This window comes from Bradyrhizobium sp. F1.4.3 (assembly GCF_040548375.1).
Lineage (GTDB): Bacteria > Pseudomonadota > Alphaproteobacteria > Rhizobiales > Xanthobacteraceae > Bradyrhizobium.
Map to the genome: position 1 here is coordinate 1,093,127 of NZ_JBEPRN010000001.1, position 23,017 is coordinate 1,116,143.

The 23,017-nt window shown below is 62.7% G+C and carries 17 protein-coding genes and 2 pseudogenes; all 19 read right to left on the bottom strand.

Features of this window, described 5'->3' with window-relative positions; translation table 11 throughout:
- Positions 1-995: 995 nt before the first annotated feature.
- The 19 genes and pseudogenes from ABIB73_RS05385 to ABIB73_RS05475 all read right to left on the bottom strand — a co-directional run bounded on the left by ABIB73_RS05385 (position 996) and on the right by ABIB73_RS05475 (position 23,015).
- Complete coding sequence (locus ABIB73_RS05385) at positions 996-1,775, bottom strand: ABC transporter permease (protein WP_354222010.1); 780 nt, start codon at positions 1,773-1,775, stop codon at positions 996-998.
- Positions 1,772-2,680 carry an ABC transporter permease gene (locus ABIB73_RS05390; protein ID WP_354222011.1) on the bottom strand — a complete coding sequence of 303 codons (909 nt, stop codon included), beginning with the start codon at positions 2,678-2,680 and terminating at the stop codon, positions 1,772-1,774. Before ABIB73_RS05390 ends, ABIB73_RS05385 begins: the two co-directional genes overlap by 4 nt.
- A complete protein-coding gene (locus tag ABIB73_RS05395) occupies positions 2,673-3,764 on the bottom strand; it encodes an ABC transporter ATP-binding protein (RefSeq protein WP_354222012.1) in 1,092 nt (363 codons plus the stop codon). The genes ABIB73_RS05390 and ABIB73_RS05395 overlap by 8 nt, the downstream gene beginning before the upstream one ends.
- A 5-nt stretch (positions 3,765-3,769) precedes the next feature.
- A complete protein-coding gene (locus tag ABIB73_RS05400) occupies positions 3,770-4,882 on the bottom strand; it encodes an ABC transporter substrate-binding protein (RefSeq protein ID WP_354222013.1) in 1,113 nt (370 codons plus the stop codon).
- 30 nt (positions 4,883-4,912) lie between these two features.
- Positions 4,913-6,229: an NtaA/DmoA family FMN-dependent monooxygenase gene (locus tag ABIB73_RS05405; RefSeq protein WP_354222014.1), complete on the bottom strand. Its 1,317-nt coding sequence runs from the start codon at positions 6,227-6,229 to the stop codon at positions 4,913-4,915.
- 175 nt (positions 6,230-6,404) lie between these two features.
- Positions 6,405-6,827 (bottom strand): annotated as a pseudogene (locus tag ABIB73_RS05410) (oligopeptide/dipeptide ABC transporter ATP-binding protein); the annotation flags it as partial.
- A 178-nt stretch (positions 6,828-7,005) separates the two neighbouring features.
- Positions 7,006-7,140, bottom strand: a pseudogene (locus ABIB73_RS05415) (IS256 family transposase); the annotation flags it as partial.
- Between the two features lie 151 nt (positions 7,141-7,291).
- Complete coding sequence (locus tag ABIB73_RS05420; protein ID WP_354222015.1) at positions 7,292-8,683, bottom strand: aminotransferase; 1,392 nt, start codon at positions 8,681-8,683, stop codon at positions 7,292-7,294.
- 31 nt (positions 8,684-8,714) lie between these two features.
- A complete protein-coding gene (locus tag ABIB73_RS05425) occupies positions 8,715-10,403 on the bottom strand; it encodes a hydantoinase B/oxoprolinase family protein (protein ID WP_354222016.1) in 1,689 nt (562 codons plus the stop codon).
- Complete coding sequence (locus ABIB73_RS05430) at positions 10,400-12,532, bottom strand: hydantoinase/oxoprolinase family protein (RefSeq protein WP_354222017.1); 2,133 nt, start codon at positions 12,530-12,532, stop codon at positions 10,400-10,402. Before ABIB73_RS05430 ends, ABIB73_RS05425 begins: the two co-directional genes overlap by 4 nt.
- Entirely contained in the window at positions 12,529-13,203 is a 675-nt protein-coding gene (locus ABIB73_RS05435; RefSeq protein WP_354222018.1) for an amino acid ABC transporter permease, read from the bottom strand. Before ABIB73_RS05435 ends, ABIB73_RS05430 begins: the two co-directional genes overlap by 4 nt.
- Positions 13,203-13,871: an amino acid ABC transporter permease gene (locus tag ABIB73_RS05440; protein ID WP_354222019.1), complete on the bottom strand. Its 669-nt coding sequence runs from the start codon at positions 13,869-13,871 to the stop codon at positions 13,203-13,205. The genes ABIB73_RS05435 and ABIB73_RS05440 overlap by 1 nt, the downstream gene beginning before the upstream one ends.
- A 4-nt stretch (positions 13,872-13,875) precedes the next feature.
- Positions 13,876-14,655 carry an amino acid ABC transporter ATP-binding protein gene (locus ABIB73_RS05445; RefSeq protein ID WP_354222020.1) on the bottom strand — a complete coding sequence of 260 codons (780 nt, stop codon included), beginning with the start codon at positions 14,653-14,655 and terminating at the stop codon, positions 13,876-13,878.
- A 14-nt stretch (positions 14,656-14,669) separates the two neighbouring features.
- Positions 14,670-15,521 carry a substrate-binding periplasmic protein gene (locus ABIB73_RS05450; RefSeq protein ID WP_354222021.1) on the bottom strand — a complete coding sequence of 284 codons (852 nt, stop codon included), beginning with the start codon at positions 15,519-15,521 and terminating at the stop codon, positions 14,670-14,672.
- 267 nt (positions 15,522-15,788) lie between these two features.
- On the bottom strand, positions 15,789-16,490 hold the full coding sequence (locus tag ABIB73_RS05455; RefSeq protein ID WP_354222022.1) for a GntR family transcriptional regulator: 702 nt from the start codon (positions 16,488-16,490) through the stop codon (positions 15,789-15,791).
- A gap of 339 nt (positions 16,491-16,829) precedes the next feature.
- On the bottom strand, positions 16,830-17,768 hold the full coding sequence (locus tag ABIB73_RS05460; RefSeq protein ID WP_354222023.1) for a LysR family transcriptional regulator: 939 nt from the start codon (positions 17,766-17,768) through the stop codon (positions 16,830-16,832).
- Positions 17,769-18,036: 268 nt separating this feature from the next.
- Positions 18,037-19,644, bottom strand: coding sequence for an ABC transporter substrate-binding protein (locus ABIB73_RS05465; RefSeq protein ID WP_354222024.1), 1,608 nt, complete (start codon positions 19,642-19,644; stop codon positions 18,037-18,039).
- Between the two features lie 40 nt (positions 19,645-19,684).
- Positions 19,685-21,355, bottom strand: coding sequence for a hydantoinase B/oxoprolinase family protein (locus ABIB73_RS05470; RefSeq protein ID WP_354222025.1), 1,671 nt, complete (start codon positions 21,353-21,355; stop codon positions 19,685-19,687).
- Entirely contained in the window at positions 21,348-23,015 is a 1,668-nt protein-coding gene (locus ABIB73_RS05475) for a hydantoinase B/oxoprolinase family protein (protein WP_502918401.1), read from the bottom strand. The genes ABIB73_RS05470 and ABIB73_RS05475 overlap by 8 nt, the downstream gene beginning before the upstream one ends.
- Between the last annotated feature and the right edge of the window lie 2 nt (positions 23,016-23,017).

A 23,017-nucleotide genomic window follows, 5' to 3' on the forward strand; every position in this document is an offset into this window, starting at 1 on the left:
TCAGGCCTCGCTGCCGGACGAGATTCTCAATGGAGCGAAAGTCAGCGAGCTTCCGTTCGAGCGACCGACGCTTTTCAAGCTGGCGGTGAACCTTGTCGCCGATTCTCCTTGCCCGCGCTGATGAAGATGAAGTTTCAAGTGGGCGCCGGGTTTCCGATCGCGTCAAGCGCTCCAAACGCTACCACCAGGAGCACAACATCGGCGTAGGAACGTGGCGGGGCGTAGCGGGAGAGCGCTACCGCATTTCCCCACACCCGCCGGCGCTGCGATACCTTATTCAGTCTTCCGCGTGAGGCACTCACGCAGTGATCAACGTGGCTTTGGCCAGACGCTGCAGCGCTTTTCGAACGCGACCAAGGGAATCGCGCCTACCTGAGCTTCTAAGCAGCGAACTTGGGGCTCTCGTCTCGTTTCGGCCGCAGCGGATCAGACAACCGAGTGGCGGAATCAAAATCCGCTCGATTATCCAACGATTTCAATCCGTGTTTGGAAAAAATGGCCGCCTTTACGTCTACTAATATCAATTGCTTAGCAGGCACTTCCAAATAAGAATTCCTCCTACAGGAACTGCTCCGAGCAATACGGAGCGCGCGCGCATGCGAGTGCATAGTAGCGGACTGATACATCCGGGGGCGTCGGGGGTTCGAGTCCCTAGACCGTTACCGCCTTTCCCCACACAGCGTAGACCTGCGATATTTCCTCCGATCGTCCGCCTGAAAGGGATGTTTTCGAGGAACCTGAATCAAACAGCGCCGCAAAGATTCCGATGTAAGGCTTGCTCGCCTTGCTCGGTCGCCAGACGCAACCTACACGCCCGGTCAAATTGCACTCGCAGATCGACCGGACGGAGAGGTGATCTGAGATATATTTCGTTAGCAAGCAGCACTAATTTGCTTCTCTTGATCAATGTTTGTGCACTTGTAGGCATTCAGTTGGTCCCCCGAGGAAATGCTCGCACGGTCGATTGCAACCTTGGCGTCTCGGCTGGGCCAAGGTCAAGCGGCCGCTCGTTTTCCAAGGAGGTGGGCGCAGCCCATCAACACGACCGTCAGCACGATGGTCAGGGTTGAGACCGCTGCGATGGTCGGCTCGATCTGATAGAGCAAATCGTCCCACATGCGGCGCGGCAGCGTAACCGCGCCCGAGCCGGATATGAACAGCGCAACGACCAGCTCATCGAACGATGTGATGAAAGCGAACAGGGCACCGACCAGAACGCCAGGGCGGATCAGTGGCAGCGTGATCTGGAAAAAAGTGCCGGTGGGTGTGGCGCCGAGGCTAAGCGCCGCCTGCTCCAGGCGGGGGTCGATGCCCGCCAGGCTAGCGTTCACGCTGGTGACGACGAAGGGCACCGCAAGACAGGTATGGGCGAGGATCAGGCCGGCCGGCGTGCCGACCAGGCCGTAACGGGCGAAGGCGTAGTAGATGCCGATGGCCACGACGATCACCGGCACGATCAACGGCGACAGGATCAGCGCAGAGGCCAGAACGCGGAGTCCTTTGGGCAGTCGGGCGATGCCAAGCGCTGCCAGCGTACCGAGTAGCGTCGCCAGCACGACCACGGAGGCTGCGACCCAGAGGCTGAGCCAGGTGGAGCGCAACCAATCGTCGCTGGCGAAATAGGCGCTGTACCAGCGCAACCCGAAAGCCGGCGGTGGAAACGTCAGGTAGGTCGCCGAAGAAAACGAGACCACCATCACGACGACGATGGGCAAGGCGAGGAACATGAGAATGAGGCCTACGAGCGTCGCCGGTAGCACGCGGGCGACTGTCATCGTGCGCTCGTTCGGAGCGTATGGCCGACACCAGGCAGCCGATAGAAAGCCGCGATGATGGCGAGCGCCGTTGCCAGCAGTAGGACCGAAAGGGTCGCTGCATAGGCCCAGTTGAGCTGATCGACCTGTTGGGCGATCAGCATCGATAGCGTGATCTCGCGCGTGCCGCCGACCATGGCCGGCGTGATATAGAAGCCCAGCGCCAGTACGAATACCAGCAGCACGCCGGCGGCGACGCCCGGCATGGAGAGCGGCAGCGTTATCTGCCGAAAGGTCGCCCACGGCGTGGCGCCAAGCCCGGACGCCGCGCGCGCCAGCGACGGATCGATCTGTCGGAGCGCATTGGCGATCGGGAGAACCATGTACGGTAGCAGGATGTGAACCATCGCGATCTGGGTCGCCAGCGGCGTATTGAGGATACGCAACGGCTGGTTGATCATGCCTACCGCGAGCAGCGCCTCATTGATTAGGCCGTGCCGGCCCAGCAGCACCATCCAGGCGTAGCTGCGGACCAACACGCTGGTCCAGAATGGCAGCAGGATCAGGAACAGGATCACCGGCGCGTAGCGCGGCGCGCGCACCAGCGAGAGAGCGACAGGATAGCCCAGCAGCAGCGCCCCCGCGGTGACGCTCAACGACGTGTAAAGCGTGTTCGAGAAGACTTTCAGGAACACCGTGTCGTCCGTCAGGGAGGCATAGTGCGACAGCGTCCAGTTGGGATCGTTGACGCTGCGCATCAACATCGACAGCACCGGCAATGCGTAGAACACGAGCATGAACAGCAGAAGCGGCGCTGCCAGCAGCAGCGGCATGACCGGCCGCCGGGACAGCCGCCGGGGCAGCCACACGCCGCTCTGCCGCGTGGCGGCCAGTCCTTCGAAACGGATTTCGACCCCCTCAGACAAGGATCGTATCCGCAACCGACCAAGCGATCTCCGTCCGCTCGCCGACCGCGCGGCGCCGGATTGCCGCACTCGACGGCTCTTTCAGCACCATCGCGGTGCCGTCGCGTGCCTGCAACATGTAGCGGCAGCGTTCGCCGGCAAACACCGCCTCGGTCACGGTGACGCTGAGACGGTTCTGCGGCGCGGTCGAAGCAAAGGCGCCGTCGGCGAAGCGGATACGCTCCGGACGCGTCGTCAGCATGACCTTCTCGCCAGTACCGGGCCGGCCGGGACACAAAGCACGGACGATCGCCCCTTCGCACTCGGCCACCACGACATCGTCCTCGATGCCGCGCACGATGGCCGGGAGGAAATTCGACTCGCCGAGGAAGGAGGCGACGAAGCGGCTGCCCGGCCGGTCATACAGATCCTCAGGCCGTCCGACCTGTGCCACCAGCCCTCCATTCATGACGGCGATACGGTCCGACATGGTGAGAGCCTCCTCCTGGTCGTGGGTGACATAGATGAAGGTGATGCCCAGACCGGCATGAAGGCGGCGCATCTCCAGCTGCAGGTTCTCGCGGAGCTGCTTGTCGAGCGCGCCCAAGGGTTCGTCCATCAGAAGAAGGCGCGGCTTGAACACGATGGCGCGCGCGAGAGCGACCCGCTGTTGCTGGCCACCGGACAATTGGCGCGGGTAGCGCTCACCGTGGTCGGGCAATTGCATCAGCGCCAGCGCCTCGCGGACCAGCTTTTCCCGCTCCGCCTTGCCGACGCCGCGCTGCTTCAGCGGAAATCCGATATTGTCGGCAGCGGTGAGATGAGGAAACAGAGCGTAGTTCTGGAACACCATGCCGATGTTGCGGCGATAGGGCGGCATGGCGACGACCGACTTCCCGTCGATGGCGATGTCGCCGCCGGTCGGCGTCTCGAAGCCGGCGATCATCATCAAGGTCGTCGACTTGCCGGATCCGCTCGGTCCCAGCAGCGTCAGGAACTCGCCGGAGAGAATGTCTAACGAAACGCCGGCCACCGCGGCCACGCGATCATAGCGCCTTTCCAGGTTGCTGAGCGATACCGACGCGCCGCGGCCAGCCCCGGTCATCGTCGTCAGCTCAGCAGCCATTTGTTGAAACGACTAACGACCGTGTCGCGATTGTCGATCCACCAATCATAGTCATAGTTCACGAGCTGCGATTTGATGGCGGGGGCGCTGGGCAGCACGGCCAGCCGTTCGGGCGGGATGTAGTCGTTCGACTTGGCGTTGACCTGACCGTAGGGGATTCCGAAGGCGATGCGTGCCTGCGGGATCGCCATGGTCGAATAGGCTGCGAACTTCATGGCATTCGTGGCGTTCTTGGCGCCCTTGGGGATGCCCCAGGCGTCGCGCTTCATCAGCCCCTGATTCCAGCATATTGCGGCGGGAACGTTCGCCGCCTGCAGCGCAGCCATGCGGCCGTTCCAGACGGTTGTCATGGCGATCTCGCGGTCGGTCAGAAGCTGGATCGGCACGGCGCCGGTGTCCCACCATTTGACGACCGCCTTCTTGATCCCGTCGTAGCTTGCAAAAGCCTTGTCGATATCGAGCGGATAGAGCTTGTCGGCCGGCACGCCGGCCGCCATCAGGGCGAATTCCATCTCGGGCCAGCCGCCGGCGCCGGTGCCGCCCATGGCCCGGTCGCCGGGAAACTTCTTGGTGTCCCAGAAATCTACCCAGCCTTTAGGCGCGTCGCCCTTGAAGGCATCGGTCCGATAGCCCATCACCTGCGCCCACACCAGCATCTCGAGGCCGTATTCGAAGCGGTAGGCGGTGCCGACACCGTCGTCGACCAGGGAATAGTCGATCTTCTCGAAGTAGTCGCCTTGCTTCTGCAGATTCATGATCGAGCCGCGGCTGAGCTGGGCGATGTCCCATTCGACGTTGCCGGTCTCGACCATGGCCTTGATCTTGGTCGGGTTGGTACCGGGAAAGGCATGCACCTTGATGCCGGACAGCCTCTCGAATGGCTCGAAATAGGCCCTTTGCTGGGTTTCCTGCATCGTGCCGCCGAAGGTGGCGATGCGGACCTCGCCACTGCCCTTCAGGATGTCGGGGATCGTGGTCTGCTCCGGCCACACCGCCTCGGCATGACCGGGGCGGATGAACGGCGCCGCAAGGCCTGCTCCCAGCAGACCGATTGCCGCGCGGCGATTGAATTTGGTCGGAGAACGATGATCGCGCATGACGGCTTTCTGCCTTCCTGCTTGGGTTAATCAGTACGCCAGAAGATTGTCGCGGAAATGCTTGTGCTCGTAGGCTTTGCGCATCAGTCCGCGATCCTGCAGCGCCGGCACCAGCCCGTCCTCGATCTCGGCGAGCGTGCGCCTGTTGAGGTTGGGCATCGAGAACAGGAAACCGTCACCGCCCACCTCCTGCATCACCTCGCCCATCTGTGCGGCGACGGCGTCGGGCGTGCCGCAGAGCTCGACCGACAGGTCGACCGCACTGAAGCTGGCCATCGTTTCCCGGATCGAGCGCCCTTTCGCCGTCAGGCGGTACTGCTCGAGATTCTGCTGGTGGCCGTTGGTGGTCACATCGTCGGGCAGCGGCTTGTCGAGGTCGAACTTGCCGAAATCGATATTGGTAATCTTGCCAAAATGCGCAAGCCGCTCCTCGATGCGTTGCATCGCGATGGCGGCCCGCCTCTTCTTGCGCTCCTGGGCGTCCTGCATGGTGTCGCCGAGGATCGGGTTGATGAGATAGAGCACCTTGCAATCGGAAGGTTTGCGGCCACATGCGATCATGTGCTTGTGGACGTCGTCGCGGTAGGAACGCATCGCCTCGATGCCCTTGACGTGGACCACGATCGCGTCGGCATGGGCGGCCGCGAACTTGCGTCCGCGCGGCGAGCCGCCGGCCTGGGCAATCACCGGCCGGCCCTGCGGCGCCGGCCCGGAATTCAGCGGCCCGCGCGTCTTGTAGTGCTTGCCGTTGTAGTTGACGGCGTGGACCTTGGTGGGGTCGATCAACACGCCGCTCTTGCGGTCGGCGATAACAGCGCCCGGCTCCCAGGAGTCCCACAGGCCATTACAGACCTCCATGTATTCGTCAGCCATGTCGTAGCGCAGATCGTGCTCCGGCATGCCTGGCATGCCGAAGTTCATGGCCGCGAAGTCCGAACTGCCGGTGACGGCATTCCAGCCGATACGCCCGCCCGACACCTGGTCGAGCGTCGCCACCAGGCGGGAGAGTAAATAGGGGTGATAGGCGTATGTTCCAAAAGTAGGCACGATGCCGATGCGCGATGTCACCTGCGTCATCAACGCCGCCACCACCGACGGATCCTGACGCGGCACCGCGATGCCGTTCTTGAGATAGATATCGGTCGAGCCACCGAAGCTCTCGCCGACGTAGGACGAATCTTCGAGCAGGATGTAGTCGAAGCAGGCACGCTCGAGCGCGCGCGCCGCGTTCAGGAACAGCTCAGGCTCCATCCAGGTCTGGCCGATATGTCCGGTCCAGGCCTCGCCCCAGGCCTGCACACTCGATCCCTGAAGGAACCAAGCCAAGTGAAATGGTTTGGTGGGCATGTCGGCTCCATGACCGCGATCAAGTTGCGGGATCGACCGAAATAAGCAAATACTGTGCCGACCTCCTATGCGTTGTTGTCGTGGAGGCTGGCAACAGCACTCCGGTTCGGTGTCTGGAGAGGCGGTCTGGCCCAATCGCTTCGGGTAGGTTTGGAGCTCCGTGCGTGCCGAAAACTTAAGCTCGGGCAAAGTGGCGATGAAGTCCGCCCGGAATGGCGCGGTGCGCCTCACGTCGAGAAGAGAGGGACGCGACACGGCGACCGGCGCTTGACTCCCCCGGCGACAGCACTTCGACGCGGCAACGTTCCATCGCAAATGCGCAGCGCGCGTGGAAACAGCATCTGGGCGGCGGGTCGAGCAGGTTCGGCACTTCACCGGCGACGACCGGATGTCGGACAAAATCCGGATCAGCGCGCGAAGGTGCGTCGAGCAGCGCGCGCGAATAAGGATGCTGCGGATCGGAATAGATCTGCGCTTTCGGCGCCGTCTCGACGATCGCGCCGGCATACATCACGGCGACGCGATTCGAGACCGCGCGCACCACCGCCAGGTCATGCGCGATGAACAGATAGTTCAGCCCGAGCCGGTCCTGCAGGTCGAGGCGCTGCCAAAGCAGACAACATGCAGAAGGACTCCAACGACGGCGAGGTGCGGAGTTTCTAATCCGCTTTTGGCCAAGGCACGTTGGTCCACATGACGATGGCGCCGAGAAAGACAATCGGAATCAACAGTCGAGTTGTCTGTACGTCATCGGCCCGGCCCAGAGGGTGCCACCACTTCTGGATTGCTGCGGCTGAACCGGAGGTACGGCGGATCGCCTTGGACGACGCTTTTACGCCGTCGAAAATGAGTAGTCTTGGCATCGTCGGGGCGAGCCCGTGCGGAACCGGATTGTCCAGCAGGGCCGGAACGATGTGCAACGAGGTTTCTGTGAGTTTACCATTGAGAGCAGACTCTCACGGCGACGGATTCGACGCGCGATCAGCCGGTAGAGCCCGGCAAGATCACACCTTGTCTTCCATTCGGCGTCGACGTTGGCGTCACTCATTGTGATAGCTTCCATCACAGGGCCATCTCAACGGAATTGGACGATAGCTCGGCCCATGTCGCATCGAGCGCACCACGCAAGCGCGCGGCCATTTCCTCGATCTCATCCGCCGAAATGATCAGCGGGGGCGACAGCGCGACCCGGTTGCCGACCAGCCGCAGGATCAATCCCTGCTGCTCCCGCGCATAATATTCGACGCGCGCCGCTATGCTGGCCGGGGCGGCACGCCGCGTGGCCTTGTCGGTCACGAGCTCGACGCCACCGATCAGGCCGATGCCCGAGAAGTCGCCGACCAGCGGATGATCGGTCAAAGCACCGAACGCCCGCAGGAACACCGGCTCGAGCGCCCCCACCCGGCCAACGAGGTCCATCTCGTCGTAGATGCGCAACGTCTCCAGCGCTACGGCCGAAGCCACGGGATGACCGGCATAGGTGTAGCCGTGCACGAACGAGCCAAGCCGATCGCTCTGCACCAGCATCGACCGGAAGATGCGGTCATTCATCAGCACTGCCGAGATCGGCTGCATAGCCGCCGAAAGCGCCTTGGCACAGGTGATGATGTCAGGGACCATGCCGTAGGTTTCACAGCCCCACATCCGTCCGGTGCGCCCGAAGCCGCAGATGACCTCGTCGGCGACCAGCAGGATATCGTAGCGGCGCAGCACAGCCTGGATCTTTTCGAAATAGCCGGCAGGCGGCGGCAACGCGCCCGCGGCCCCCTGAACCGGATCGGCCCAGAAGGCCGCGATAGTCTCCGGTCCCTCGGACAGGATTAGCTTCTCGAGGGAATCCGCCATGCGGGTCGAGAAAGCGTCCTCGCTCTCGCCCTCCAGTCGGTCGCGATAGTAGTGAGGGCAATCGGTGTACAGGAAGCCGTCGAAAGGCAATCCGAATCCCCGGTGGTATTCAGGCTTTCCGGTCAGGCACACGGCGACGCAGGTCGAGCCGTGATAGCTAGACAGCCGGCTGATGATCTTCCGCTTTTCCGGCCGCTCCTGGGCATTCCAATGATACCAGACCAGTTTGACCGCGGTATCGTTGGCTTCGGATCCGGAGCACTGCAGCAGCACCTTCGACATCGGAACCGGCGCAATCTGCAGCAGCTTCTCGCACAGATCGATGGCCGGTTCGTTCGATGCGTGACGGAAGATCTGATAATAGCCAAGCGTACGCATCGCCTCATAAGCGACTTTGGCCAACCGTTCACTCTTGAACCCGAGGGAAGCGCACCACAGCGCGGCGGTCGCCTCCATGTAGCGCTTTCCATTGATGTCCGTGACCCAGATGCCCTCGCCGCCTGTAATGATCGAGGGGCCGACCTCAAGGTGCTTGCGAAGGTTCGTTTGCGGATGCAGCACGGATGCAATGTCGCGAGCATGAGGACTGTTGGCGAGCAATTGGGGCAAGACGTTCTCCTTCGAGGGGTAGGCGGGGCGGCTAGGTCCGGCCGTAACGCGCGCGGGCGCCTTCCGGGGTGACGTAGCCATCGGCAATATCTTGTTCGATTGCGGAACTGGTCCGCTCGTCCGGCGAGCCATAGCCGCCGGCACCTGCGAGCCTGAGACTGAGGACATCGCCTTTGCGCAAGGTCGCGGTCTGCTTGGACAACAGGTCTTCGGCCGCGCCGTCGGGATTCAGGACTGTTCGCGCGAGCGCGCCAGGCTCGCCTCCAAACAGGCCGTAGGGCGGCCGCATGTGCCGATCACCAAGCAGCGTGACCGTCGCCTCGTCGACGAGCAGCTCGATGTCCTTGCGAACGCCGCAGCCGCCCCGGTGCGTACCGGCGCCACCCGAATCCGGAATGGCTTCAAGGCACCGGATCAGGACCGGATTATACGCCTCGTGGACCTCAACCGGAATGTTGGCGCAGTTGAGAACCGGAGCGAGCCCTTCGATACCGTCGACACCTTCGCGCGCACCATACCCGGCGAAAATCAGATCGTAATAGATGAACCGCCCGCCGGTGCGTGGATGCGTACCGCTGATGATCGGATTGCTCCAATGCGAGAATCCTGCCATCGCGCGCGACGGCAGTGCTTTTGCCAGCGCCCCATTGATGACCTCGAATATACGGATCTGTATGGCGGCCCGGCCGCCGCTCGGCGCGGGAAAGCGCGGATTGAAGAAGCTTCCCTCCCGCGCGATCACCCTGATCGGGCGAAGCCCGCCCTCGTTGTGCGGCAGCCGCGCGCCGGTGAACACCTTGATGGCGAAGAAGCCGTGCGCGCGCGTAAAATTGATGTAGGCGTTGATGGCGGCGGCCACCTGATCGCCACTGCGGGAAAAATCGACGACGACCTCCCCGTCCGCCACCGTGACGTCGACCGCGACGCGGACCAGCGGATCGCCGGGGATGCAGGTCTCAAGCACGTCCTCGAATGCGTAGCTGCCCTCGGGCACGGCGCGGATCAACTCGCGTGTACGCTGCTCGGAGCGGTCGAGAATTTCATCCACGACCGCTTCGACCTTCGCGCTGCCATAGGAGCCGATCAGTTCGCGAAACCGCGTGGCACCCGTGAAGTTCGCATTGCGCTGTGCGTCCAGGTCGCCACGGACGATGTCGGGAAGCCGGACATTGGCAAGCAGAACGCGCAACAGCTCTTCGTCCCATTTGCCGCCGCGCAGCGCGCGAACCGGAAGGATGCGAATGCCCTCCTGGAAGGCCTCCGTTACGCCCATCACCTTCTGGCTGCCCGGCGCCGCGCCGCCGACATCGACGTGATGGGCGATATTGACGACGTATCCGCAGAACTGCGCCTCCACGAAAACCGGCGTCACCATGTAGAAATCCGGGAAGTGGCCTGATCCCATCCAGCTGTCGTTGAGGATCACGCTGTCGCCGGGTTCCAGGGTACCCCGTGGATAATAATGTTCGACGGCCTGGACCACGTAGGGCATCGAGCCGAGATGGCCCGGCGTGAAATTGCCTTGCGAGATCAGGCGGCCGTGCCGGTCGAACAGGCCGGTCGAGAAATCATCCGCCTCCCGCACAGCCTCGGAAAACGCCGTTGAGCGCAGCGTCGTCCCCATCTCCTCCGCGATCGAGACCAGCGTGCTCCAGATCACCGAAAGATCGATCGCATCGACCGTGGGTGTCCCGGCGAGCTGAAGAGAAATGGCGCTCATGACGACTCCCGTTCCCGGATCGAAACGATCAGATGGCCGGCCGCGCTCGTCCGTGCGACGTCGCCGGGCAAGAGCACAATGGTCGATTCCCGCTCCTCCACGATGGCAGGCCCCTCGACCGCTTCGTTCACCTTGAGCGCGTAGCGATCGTGAATGGCGCATTCGCTGTATCCGCCGCACTCCGGAAAATAGACCGGCCTGCTCCGCGCCGCAGCGCGCCGCTCCGGCGATGACGGCGATGGACGCAGCACTGGCGAGACCTCCGGTGCCTCAACACATGCGGTCACCGACCAGTCGATGATCTCGATGGCGCGAGACGGATCATCAAAGCCGTACAGGGCCCGATAAGCGGCGCCGAACCGACGTCCGAACTCGACGCTGAAAGCGCTCTCGCCCGCGGCCACCGACGGGAGATCGAAGGCGACTTCGTAGCCTTGACCGACGTAGCGCGCCGTGACGCCGTAGCGCAACGTCGCCGCGCTTGCGCCCTCCAATCGCGCGAGATTCGTTCGGGCCCAACTTTCGAGTTCCTGCAGCGTCGCCTGTGCGACGCGCAGGCATCCCGCTGTTAGCAGCGTGATACGAGTCAGCGCATGGTCCAGTTTCGGTGCGGCCTCCATCAGTCCGACCGCGGAGCCCAACCCCGCGCCGTGCGGGATGATCACCCTGGGGATGCCGACCTGTCTGGCAAGACGCGCGGCATGAAGCGGACCAGCGCCGCCAAATCCGACCAGCGCATAACGACGAGGATCGCGGCCGCGCTCGACCGATACGATCCGAAGCGCTCGCTCCATATTCGCCGTCGCCATGCGGTGAATGCCCCAGGCGGCGCTGGCCGTATCGAGGCCGAGCGGCCTCGCCAATACGGCTTCAATTCCGCGCCGCGCCGCCTCGACGTCCAATCCCATCCGGCCGCCGTTGAAGAATGCAGGGTTGAGGTAGCCGAGAACCGCGTTGGCGTCCGTAACCGTGGGCAGCTCGCCCCCGCGACCGTAGCAGATCGGACCGGGTTCGGAGCCCGCGCTTGCAGGCCCAACCGCAATCGTTCCTAATTCCGCCCGCGCGATGCTGCCGCCGCCTGCGCCAATCTCGAGCATCTCGATTGCGGAGATATTGAGCGGCAGCCCGCTTCCCTTGGTATAGCGAACCTGGTCAACCTCGAAGGTGGCGAGCGTCGCGGGTTCGCCATTGTCGATGGCGCCGAGCTTGGCGGTCGTGCCGCCCATGTCGAAGGTCAGGAGATTGGCGATCCCTTCCTGGAGGCCGACTGAACGGCACATCAGGACACCGGCCGCCGGACCAGATTCGACGACGCGGATCGGTGTCTCGCATGCAAGCGCCGGAGAAACCAAGCCGCCGTTGGACTGCATCACCATCAGATCCGGCCGCAGGCCGCGTCCTCTCAGCGCCTCGCTCAGCCGGGTGACGTACCGCGTGACGATCGGCTGCACGTAGGCATTGGCAACCGTGGTGCTGGTGCGTTCGTATTCCCGGAATTTTGGCGACACCGCGCTGGAGAGAGAGACGCAGATTCCGGGTGCGGCGCGCCGCAAGGCCATCGCCAGCGCCTGTTCGTGACTGGGGTTGGCATAGGCATGCAGCAGGCTGACGCTGACCGCTTCGTATCCGCCCTCCAGCAACTGCCGGACGATTGCATCGACATGGGCCGCGTCGGGCTCGCGCAAGACGGCTCCTTCGTGGCTCACGCGCTCGTCGAGTTCGAAGATATCGCGGCGCCTGATCAGCGGCTCGGGCTTGACGAGCCGCAGATCGTCGGTGTCGTAGCGCTTCTGCCGTCCCATCAGCAGGATGTCGCGGAATCCTTTCGTGGTCACGAGCGCGGTGCGCGCTCCCTTGCGCTCCAGAATCGCATTGGTGGCGACGGTCGTGGCGTGGAGCACCACTTCGACATCGCCGGCGCCGAATTGCGCTTCCGACAGCAGATGCTCGATGCCTTCCATCACGGCAGCGGCCGGATCCTGGTGCGTGGACAGCACCTTCCAGAAATGCCGCTTGCCTGTCGCGCCGTCCTCCAGCACGAAATCGGTGAAGGTCCCGCCAATGTCGAAGGAAAGACGCGCGCCTCTGCGTGCCGTCGACGTCTGAAGCTGCATGGCCCTCGTACTCATGTTCTTGCCGCCAGAAGCTGGCGCTCGAAGCGGCTGGTCAGTCGCACCAGCGGCCAAAGGCAGACCAGGTAGATCGCGGCGGCGGCGATCAGCGGTGTGGCGTTGGTGGTGTTGCCCTGGGCGAGCCGCGCCGCACGCAGCAGCTCGGGCAGCGTGACCACGCTGGCAAGCGAGGTGAGCTTGATCGTCTCGAGAACGTTGCTGGTCAAATCAGGAAGCAGGTTGCGGATGGCCTGCGGCAACACGACATAGGCAATGGTCTGGCCTGCCGTCAGTCCGGTTGCGCGCGCGGCCTGGATTTGCCCGCGCGGGATGCTCTCGATTCCGGCGCGGAAGACCTCGCCGAAATAGGCCGACGTGTTCAGCGTCAGCGCCATTACCACGGACCACAGTGCATTTGTATTGATGCCGAAGAACGGCAGTCCGTAGTACACGTAAATCAGCAGAACGAGCGGGGGAAAAGCGCGGAACAGGTCGGTATAGACCACCATGCCCCAGCGCAGCGGCCGATACGGAACCGTTTGCAGAAGCGCGACGCAGAGCCCGACCATTAGGCCTGCGGGCACGACGATGACCGAGAGAACCACGGTGGTTCCGAATCCGGACCGCAGCAGCGGCCAGATCCGCACCAAGACGGCCGTATTGAGAAATGCGTCCGCGAATCCGCCCATCACGCCAGCTTCCTCACGCGTTCCAGCCGCCTGGCGACGATCACCATCGGCAGCAGAATGACGAGGTATCCGATGGAAGCGACCGTCAGCGGCGAGGCATTGCCGGAATAACCTTGCGCGGCATTTGCCTGCGACAGCAGCTCCGGAACGGCAACCACGGACGCCAGCGCTGTATTCTTGGTGGTGGCAATGATCCGGCTTGTCAGCGGCGCCAGGATCAGCCGGAAGGCCTGGGGCAGAACGACGTATCGCATCATCTGGAGAAAAGTCAGCCCGGTGGAGCGGGCCGCCTCGTACTGGCCCCTGGCAATGGCGCCCAATCCCGCCCAGAGCAGTTCTTCGGTGAATGACGCAAGCACCGCGGCGAGCACCATCGATGCCACCGCAAAGCCGTTCAGCTTCATGCCAAAATAGGGCAGCCCGAAATAGGCCACCACCATCAGCATCAATGGCGGCAACGCGCGCATGACGTCCGCGAACAGAACCACAAGAAAGCTCGCGGGCCGGACGCGCAACGAGCGCAATAGTGCAAGCAGGGTTCCCACCATGAGGCCGCCGACATTGACGATGACCGCGAGCTTCAATGTCAGCCACATGCCGGCCAGCAGTTCCGGCATATAGTCCGCTGCCACCGACCAGTTGAGGAAATTGTCCGCGAAGGAGTCCATGCCGTCAGGCTCCTCCGACGCTGGAGAGAAACTCGCGCAACCTTGGATGCCGGGGAGCGCCGAAGATCTCGCGGGGCGAGCCCTCCTCGACGATCTGCCCCTCCGCCATGAACACGATGCGGTCGGCCGCATCGCGGGCGAAGCGCATCTCGTGACTGACCACGACCATGGTCATGCCTTCGTCGCGCAGCATGCGCATGACGCCCAGCACGCCGTTCACCAGTTCCGGATCGAGCGCGCTGGTCGGTTCGTCAAAAAGAACGATTTGGGGGTCGAGCGCGAGGGTGCGCGCGATTGCCACGCGTTGCTGCTGCCCGCCCGACAGCGCGCCTGGATAGAAATCGAAACGGTCCGCGAGGCCTACGCGGGCCAGCATGCGCTCGGCTATCGCATCAGCCTCGGCGCGGTCCTTCTTGGCAACCTTGCGCAGCGCCAGCGTGACGTTCTGGCGGGCCGTCATATGCGGGTAAAGATTGAACGACTGAAAGACCATCCCAATCCGCCGGCGGACTTGGTTGAGATCGACGCCGTGGCGCAGGATATTAACCCCATCGACAATGACAGCGCCGTCCGACGGCTCCTCCAGCCGATTGCAGCATCGCAGGAGAGTGCTCTTGCCGCTGCCGGAGGAGCCGATGATGAACACCATCTCCCCCGCTCGCACGACCAGATCGACGCCTTTCAGGACCTCGACCGCTCCGAACGATTTGCGCAGCCCGTACAACTCGAGCACCGGTCGACGTGTCGCGGTCGCGCTGCTCGCGCCTGGATCTACGTCGAGCATGACGACAGTGGCACTCATTTGCAGGACAGGCTGTGCGGAGTTTCGTCGTAGTTCGCAAATCCCGGCACCCCATAACCGGCGGCGATAGTCACCACCGCTCCTCCGGGTGCTGGATCGAGATCCGTCCATTTCTTGAAGATCGCCGCCAGCGTACCCTTCTGTTTCAGGCATTCGAGCCCGCGATCGAGGCGTTCGCGCAGCTCCTTGTCGGCCAGACGCACCGAATAGGCGTAAACCTCGCCGTTGTTGATCGTGAAGGTCGACGGCGCGAGCGCTGCGTTCTGCTTCGACATCCAGCCCGCCGCCGCCACATACATCATCGCCGCATCTGCCTGCCCAGAGGCTACGGCTGCTGCGGCATCGCTGGTCTTGTCGAACCGGTTGATGGTCCAGCCATACTGGGCCTCGCGCTGGCTGAGCCATCGGTCGAACAGATTGCCCTTGTTCACAGCGATGGTCTTGCCCCGCAAATCGTCGATCGTCGTGATTTTGGGGCCGGCTTTCTTCGTGAGGAAGCCATAGATGGCGTCACCATAAGGTTCCACGAACAGCATCGCCTTGGCGCGCTCCGCCGAAACGGTTGCCGGCGCAAGCACGATGTCGAATTTCTTGGCGTTCAATCCTGGATAGGTGGTCGACCAGGGTTGGTCGATGATCTCGATCGCCGCTCCGATCTGCTCGGACAGCGCTGCGGCGATGTCCATGTCGATGCCGCGATATTTGCCGTCATCCCCGCTGAATGCGAAGGGCGGCAAGCCGACGTCGGAAGCGGCGGTGATCGTCTCGGCCGATGCGGCGAAGGGGACGGCCGCGACCAACGCGGACAGCATGGCGCGTGAGGCTGCATAACGAAGCTTGGCGATCATCGTTGATCCACTCTGTTGTTGGGCGGGCGCATCACCCTGAGCTTCCGCTTTTTCTTATTTCGTAGACCGTAATACAATATTGGGATCGGTCAACCGACCGCTGTGCGGAGAATTTGGGCGCGAATGATGCGGGGAATGCGCGGATCGCCGCCGCCGCTCGCCATCCGATCTCGCGAGCGGCGGACGAGGCATGTCACCAAGAATGCTACGGAAAGCGCGTTACTGGGGCGCTATTTATCGAAGCACGCGAGAATTGCCCCGATGACATCATTTCTTCCGGCTGCGCAAATCCTGAGCCGAGCGTGCCTGAAAGGCCGCCACCACGGCTTCGCCAGCGGCGCGGAGATGCATTTCACATAGCTCGCGTGCGCGCGCGCCGTCCCTGGCGCGAAGCGCAGCAAGAAGGCGCGCTTCCTCCTTGACCGCTATTGCCGCGCGCTCCGGCCGCACCAGCGTAAAACTTCGCAGCCAGGCCATGCGGGCGCTCATCGTCTCCAACTGAGCCCGAAGCAGCGCGTTGCCGGCGGCTTCGCGCAGAACTTCGTAAAAGACGTGCACCTGCTGGCGATGGCGCGTCGAATCGCCCCGCCCCTGCGCCCTTGTCATGGCATCGACGGCCGCGGCAAGGCGATCCAGCTGTTCCGCCGTTGCGCGCTCCGCCGCCCGCAAAGCCGCAATCCCCTCAAGGGCGGAGCGCACCTCGTAGAGATCGCGAACCTCCTCGGGCGTCATGCTGGCTACGATCGGACCGCGATAGGGTAGGATACGAACCCAACCTTCGGCTTCCAGCTGGCGGAGCGCTTCCCGGACCAGCGTCCTGCTCACGCCAAGAAGCTCGCACATCTGGCGCTCGACGAGCCGGGCTCCCGGCGCAAACTGTCCGTTGATGATGGCATTACGCAAATTGCCGACGACCTGCTCGCGCAATGCGACAGGTCTTTCCACGAGCATGTCGTTCACAGGGCTCATACTGGTATGCCGTCGGACAATCTTCAGGCAGCTCGGACATAGCCGCTTCGTTGCCGGATGAAAAGGATCTTTCCTCTCCCGCCTGGCGCCTGCCCCTTGTCGAAACGGCAAATACGGCATCAAGGCCGTCGTGGTCGAGGTCAATCCGTAGCCTCGGGCTACAACGCCCGGAACGGCGGCCAGGCTCAGAATGCCTGGGGCGGGTTGACGCGCGCAATGCATCAAGCGTCGAGACCTCGATAGTGCGAGGCGCACGCACGCCGAAATCGCCAAAGGTTTTGAGACGCTTGAAGAGCCGGTGCAGACGCAGCTTCGCGTCCTCGCGGCGCGTACCCCGAGCTACCACGGTACATTCTTCAACTTCTGCACCAGAAAGTCGGAAAACACCCTGACCTTGGGTGCGAGATGCCTGCTACTGCTGTAGGCGACATAGACGCCGGCCTCCGGCACGCTGGTCCAGTCCGGCAAGAGCGGAACGAGATCGCCCCTCTCGATGCTATCGTGGCAAAGATAGCTGGCGACCAATCCGATGCCGCGGTCGCGCAACGCTGTTTCGTAGATCGCTTCGGAGTTATCCGACCTGAATTCGCCGGATACCTTGACCTCCTCGATCCGGTTGTCGAGCTTGAAGCGCCAGACACTACCAGATGCGGAATAGTGGCTGAAGCTAAGGCAATGATGGGATGCTAGATCGGCCGGCTCGCGAGGGACGCCGTGCCGCTCAAGATAGGCTGGAGACGCAACGACGAGTCTGCGGTTATCGGAAATCTTGCGCGCGATCAGTGTCGAGTCGGGCAGGCTTCCGATCCGCACAACGGCATCATAGGACTCCTCGATGAGATCCACGAAGCGATCCGTGTAGTTGGCCTCGACCCTGACTTTCGGATACGCGTCGAGAAACTCGCTGATGATCTCGGACAACTTGAGTCGGCCGAAGGCGACCGGAAAGCTCACCCGCAACAGGCCGTTCGGTTCCGAATTCAGCGACGCGATCATCGCATCCGCGTCGGCAAGATGATTGAAGATCTGGACGCACTGAGCGTGATAAAGACGTCCGGCTTCCGTGAGCGCTACACGCCTCGTCGTCCTTTCGAACAGCCGCAATCCCAGCGCATCTTCAAGACGCGACACTTTGCGGCTGATCGTCGAAGGCGAGGTCCCGATGACGTTTGCTGCGGCGATAAAACTGAGATGCTCCGCGACGGAGACGAACGACGCGATCAGATTGAGCCGGTCGACGTCGATCGAAGACCGGACATTCGAACCAACATTTCGCATGGCCACCTCTTTTTGTGCGGCCCTCCCTTTGTTCCCTGTCCAACCATTGAGTTAAGCAAATCGTGTGCCATGCTTCCGAGGGAGCAAACGCGTGGCTTTGCGATCGGGATTGCTTCAACTTGCCATTCCCTTCATCGCGATTGCTGGAATTCTGCGCAACCGGCCGCGCCTGCCCGAATTTGCGCAACAGGTGCGATGGGCCTCGTATCCAACGTCTTGAGCGAGGACGCGGCGGCTTCAGCGTTGCTGAAGCATCATATCAATGGCTCTAAGTCGCGACATAGACGCGCGCCAGTGACCCCTCAAAGCCCTCCGCATTGGTGGAATGGTCCCGGACCCGGCTCTGGCTGATCGTCAACCATGACGGCATCGCGATCGGAAAGTTCGGAACATCGCGCATGACGATCTCCTGGATCTGCTTCCATTTCGCGATGCGATCGGCGTGGTCCAGCGATACTGCCGCTGCTTCCAGGAGCGCATCAACTTCCGGATTGTTGTAGGCCGTTCCGTTCGAGAACGGTACGCCCTTGATCAAATTCTTCGACCAATACAGACGCTGCACGCCGACTTGCGGATCGAACAGATTGCTGATCGACGCAAGGTGCAGCGCAAAGGCCCGCTCGGTGTAGACGCGTTTGACCAGGGTGCCCATGTCCTGGCCGCGCAATTCGATACCAATCCCCGCACGGCCCATCGCCGCCCGCAGGAACTCGGCGAGCACCCGCTGTTCTTCGGTCGTATAATCCAACGTCAGGCCGAAGCGCATCGCGCTCCCCTTGCGCGCATACCCTGCCTCATCCAGCAACTTCGCCGCGACAGTGACATCGAATGGATACGGCGACGGCTTGTCGTCGTGAAAATCCTTGTGGTAGGGCACGACTGGCGCGGCTGATGGAACGGCGTTGCCGAAGAACACGACCTTGCAGATGGTTTCGCGGTTGAGGCAGTGAGCGATTGCCTGCCGCACCTTGAGGTTCTTCAGATAGTCATTTTCGAGATTGGCCTCGAGGATGATGATGTTGGGCGGGTCGTAGGCATAGCCTTTTTCTTCGATGGCAATTTTCGGGTTCTTGGTCAGGCGCTCGACGTCGCGATAAGGTACCGGCGTCCGATAACCGAGATCGACGTCGCCAACCTCGTAGGCGACCGTGCGCGCAGCCGGATCGGGAATGAAGCGCGCCACCAGCCGGTCGATATTGGGTAGAGATTTATTCCAGTAGTTCGGATTACGGTCCCAGATGACGTGACTGCCACGGACCCACTCCTTGAAGACGAAGGGGCCGGTTCCAACCGGTGCCGTATTGTTGACGTGGACCAAGGGATCCGCATCGCCATAGCGGTGTTTCGGCACGATCGGCGATTCCGCCGATGACATTGCCGCCAGCAGGTACGGCGTCGGTTTTTCCAGCCGCAGGACCAAAGTGTATTTGTCGGGAGTCTCGATCGCCTTGACCTGGGCGAATGTAGTCCGGCCGCGGGGGTGCAGCTTCTTCAGTACCGAGATCGAGAAGGCTGCGTCCTCGGATGTGAACTCCTCGCCGTCGTGCCAATTCACGCCTTCACGCAACTTGAACGTAAAGGTCAGGCCGTCAGGGGCGACGTCCCACGCCGTCGCCAGCAGCGGCTGCGGATTCATATCATGATCGAACTCCAGCAATCCCTCGGTCACCTTGGCGCTGAACACCAGGCTGGAGGAGTTCACGAACGACAATAGCGCCGGCGGCTCTCCAGCCTGGACCAGCGTCAGGACACCGCCCTTCTGCGGACCCACCGCCGCGGCTATCGCTTGCGGGCCGATCGATGCGGCGATCCCCAGGGCCGGCAATGAACACAGGCCCGCAAGGATCGAACGCCGGTCAGGATTGATGTCAGCCACTCTTTCAGCTCCTCATCTGCCAGGCAAAGCCGGAAAACCGCTATTCCGCAGCGGCAAGTCTAAGGCCGTACAGATCGCGCGCCGCCTCGGGCGAGATCAGCTCGTTGGCGAGATCGACTTCGACCACCGCACGGTCCCGCGTGCCGGGATCGCCGATGCCACCGCCGCCGGGCGACAGGATGATCACGCGATCGCCGGCGGGGATCAGGTGCTGGCCCTTGCCGGCGAGCTTCTTGCCGGACCTCAGGCTGATCACGCCCGCGGCCCCGTATCCTCCGCCGCCAACACCACGAGCGGGATGATCGACGCGTTCATACGTGGTGTTGTAGAGGAACGCTTCGTTGATGCCGTTTTCCATCTCGATGTGCTGGCCAAGGCCACCGCGCATACGGCCGGCGCCACCGGAGTCCTGACGATATTCCTTGCGCCAGACGATGACGGTCGACATCGATTCGAAGATCTCGATCGAGCCACCACGTACGCCGCTCGGAAATCCCGTCGCTGACAGGCCGTCGCGGAACGGCAGCGCGCCCATGCCGCCGGTGGTGGTGACTTGCACCTGGAAGCAGTCGTTGAGCTTCGGGGGACTGGTCCTGGGACCGAGGATCGTGATGCCCCACAAGGCACACGTGCTCTCCGCCGGCACGCGATCCGGGATCGCCTGCCGCAGACACCCGAATACCAGATCCGGCAGCATCAAGCCGACCTGGCTGCGCGAAATCACCGCCGCCGGCTTGATGGCGTTGAGAATGCAGCCTTCCGGCGCGAAGACGGTGCGCGGCTCCAGCGAGCCCGCATTGTTGGGAATATCACGGGCGATGATGCAGCCGAGCGCATAGGAGGTGTAGGCCAGCGTGTAGCAATACGGCACGTTGAAATTGTGCCGCGTCATCTTGACCGAGCCGCTGTAGTCGACGTGGATGTTGCCTTCGGAGATCGTCAGCGCCGCCTTCAGTTCGATCGGCTCGCTTTGTCCGTCCAGGGAGAGCGTCGCATGCCATGTGCCCTTGGGAAGTTTGGCGATCTGCGCTTGCACCGCGGCGCGCGAGGCATCGATGACGTGGTCAGCGAGCTCGTCGAGCTCATCGAGCCCGAACTCGTCCATCATTTCCAGAAGACGGACGCAGCCGACATCGTTGCAGTTCATCAGTGAATAGACGTCGCCAATCGTCTCCACCGGCTGGCGGGTGTTGGCGCGGATCACCGCCATCAGCGTTTCATCGAGCACACCGCCAACGACGATCTTCAGGATCGGCAGGTACAGCCCCTCCATGAACACGTCGGTCGAACTGACGCGGTCGATCAGCCCGCCGATGTCCATCACGTGGCTGTTGCAGGCGAGGAAGCCGACCAGCTCGTCGCCGCGGAAACAGGGCGTCGTCAGCGAAATGTCGTTGGTGTGGCCAGTCCCCATCCAGGGATCGTTGTGGATAAAGACATCGCCCGGCTGCATGGTCGCGACCGGATAATGGTCGATCACGTGACCGACCGCCAACGCCATCGAGTTGATGTGGCCGGGCGTTCCGGTCACGGCCTGCGCCAGCATCCGGCCCCTCGCATCGAACACACCGGCGGCAAGGTCGCCGGATTCCCGAACGATGGTGCTGAAGGCCGTCCGCTGCAGCGTCTGGGCCTGCTCCTCGACGACCGCGATCAGGCGGCTCCACATGATCTGCTTGTCGATAAGGCTCGAAGACGCTGTTCTATCCATGCTGATATTCCCGGAGAGGCTCGGTTCGCGACGCGTCGGATGGCTTTCTCTCCAAGCCATAGACTTCATGCGCGGCTTGCGCCGACACCAGACCGTTTCTCAAGTCTGCCTCGACACTCTCCCGGTCACGTTGCCTGGGATCGCCGATGCCGCCACCGCCGGGCGACATGATCACAACCCGCTCACCGGCGGGGACGAGATGACGACCCTTACCCGGCAGCTTGCCGCCGGATTTCAAGCCGACATAGCCGGCGGCGCCGTTCAAGCCCTCATCAAACCCGCGCGGCGCGAATTTCATCCGCTCGAAGGCACAGTTGAAGAAGAACGGCTCGTCGATGCCGTTTTCCATTTCGATGTGCTGGCCGAGGCCGCCGCGCATGCGGCCGGCGCCGCAGGAGTCCTGGCGATATTCCTTGCGCCAGACGATAACGGTCGACATCGATTCGAATATTTCGATCGGGCCACCGCGCACCCCGCTAGGAAATCCTGTCGCCGACAGGCCGTCACGGAACGGCAGCGCACCCATGCCGCCGGTGGTGACGACGCCGACCATGAACTCTTCACCAAAACGCGGCGGACTTGATCTCGGACCACTCGCGCCGATGTTCCAGAGCACGCCGGAGCCTTCGGCAGGCACACGATCCGGAATCGCCTGGCGCAGGCAGCCGAACACGAGGTCTGGCAACATCAGGCCGATGAGATGCCGGGCGACCACCGCGGCCGGCTTGATCGCGTTGACGATCGAGCCTTGCGGCGCGGCGACGGTGCGCGGCTCGAGCGAGCCCGCATTGTTGGGAATGTCGCGGGCGATGATGCAGCCGAGCGCATAGGAGGTGTAAGCCAGCGTGTAGCAGTAAGGCACATTGAAATTGTGCCGCGTCATCCCCGCCGATCCGGCATAGTCGACGTGGACGTTGCCTTCCGAGACGGTCAGCGTCGCCATGAGTTCGATCGGCTCCGACTGTCCGTCGACCATCAGCGACGAGCGCCAGGTTCCCTTGGGCAGTTTGGCGATCTCGGCCTTCACCGCGTCGCGCGAGGTATCAATGATGTGGTCAGCGAGTTCGTCGAGCTCGTCGATCCCGAACTCGTCCATCATCTCCAAAAGACGCGTGCAGCCGACATCATTGCAATTCATCAGCGAATAGACGTCGCCGACCGTCTCCACCGGCTGGCGCGTGTTGGCGCGGATCACCGCCAACAGCGTTTCGTCGAGCACGCCGCCGTCGACGATCTTCAGGATCGGCAGGTACAGCCCCTCCATGAACACGTCGGTCGACGACGACATGTCACGCAGCCCGCCGATATCCATCAGATGGCTGTTGCAGGCGAGAAACCCGACCAATTCGCTGTCGCGAAAGCAGGGTGTCGTCAGCGAGAAATCGTTGGTGTGCCCCGTTCCCAACCACGGGTCGTTGTGGATGAAGACATCGCCCGGCTGCATCGTCGCGATCGGGTAGTGATCGATCACATGTCCCACGGCCAACGCCATCGAATTGATGTGGCCGGGCGTTCCGGTCACCGCTTGCGCCAGCATCCGGCCCCTTGCATCGAACACGCCGGCGGCGAGATCGCCGGATTCCCGCACGATAGTGCTGAAAGCCGTCCGCTGCAGCGTCTGGGCCTGCTCCTCGACGACCGCGATCAATCGGCTCCACATGA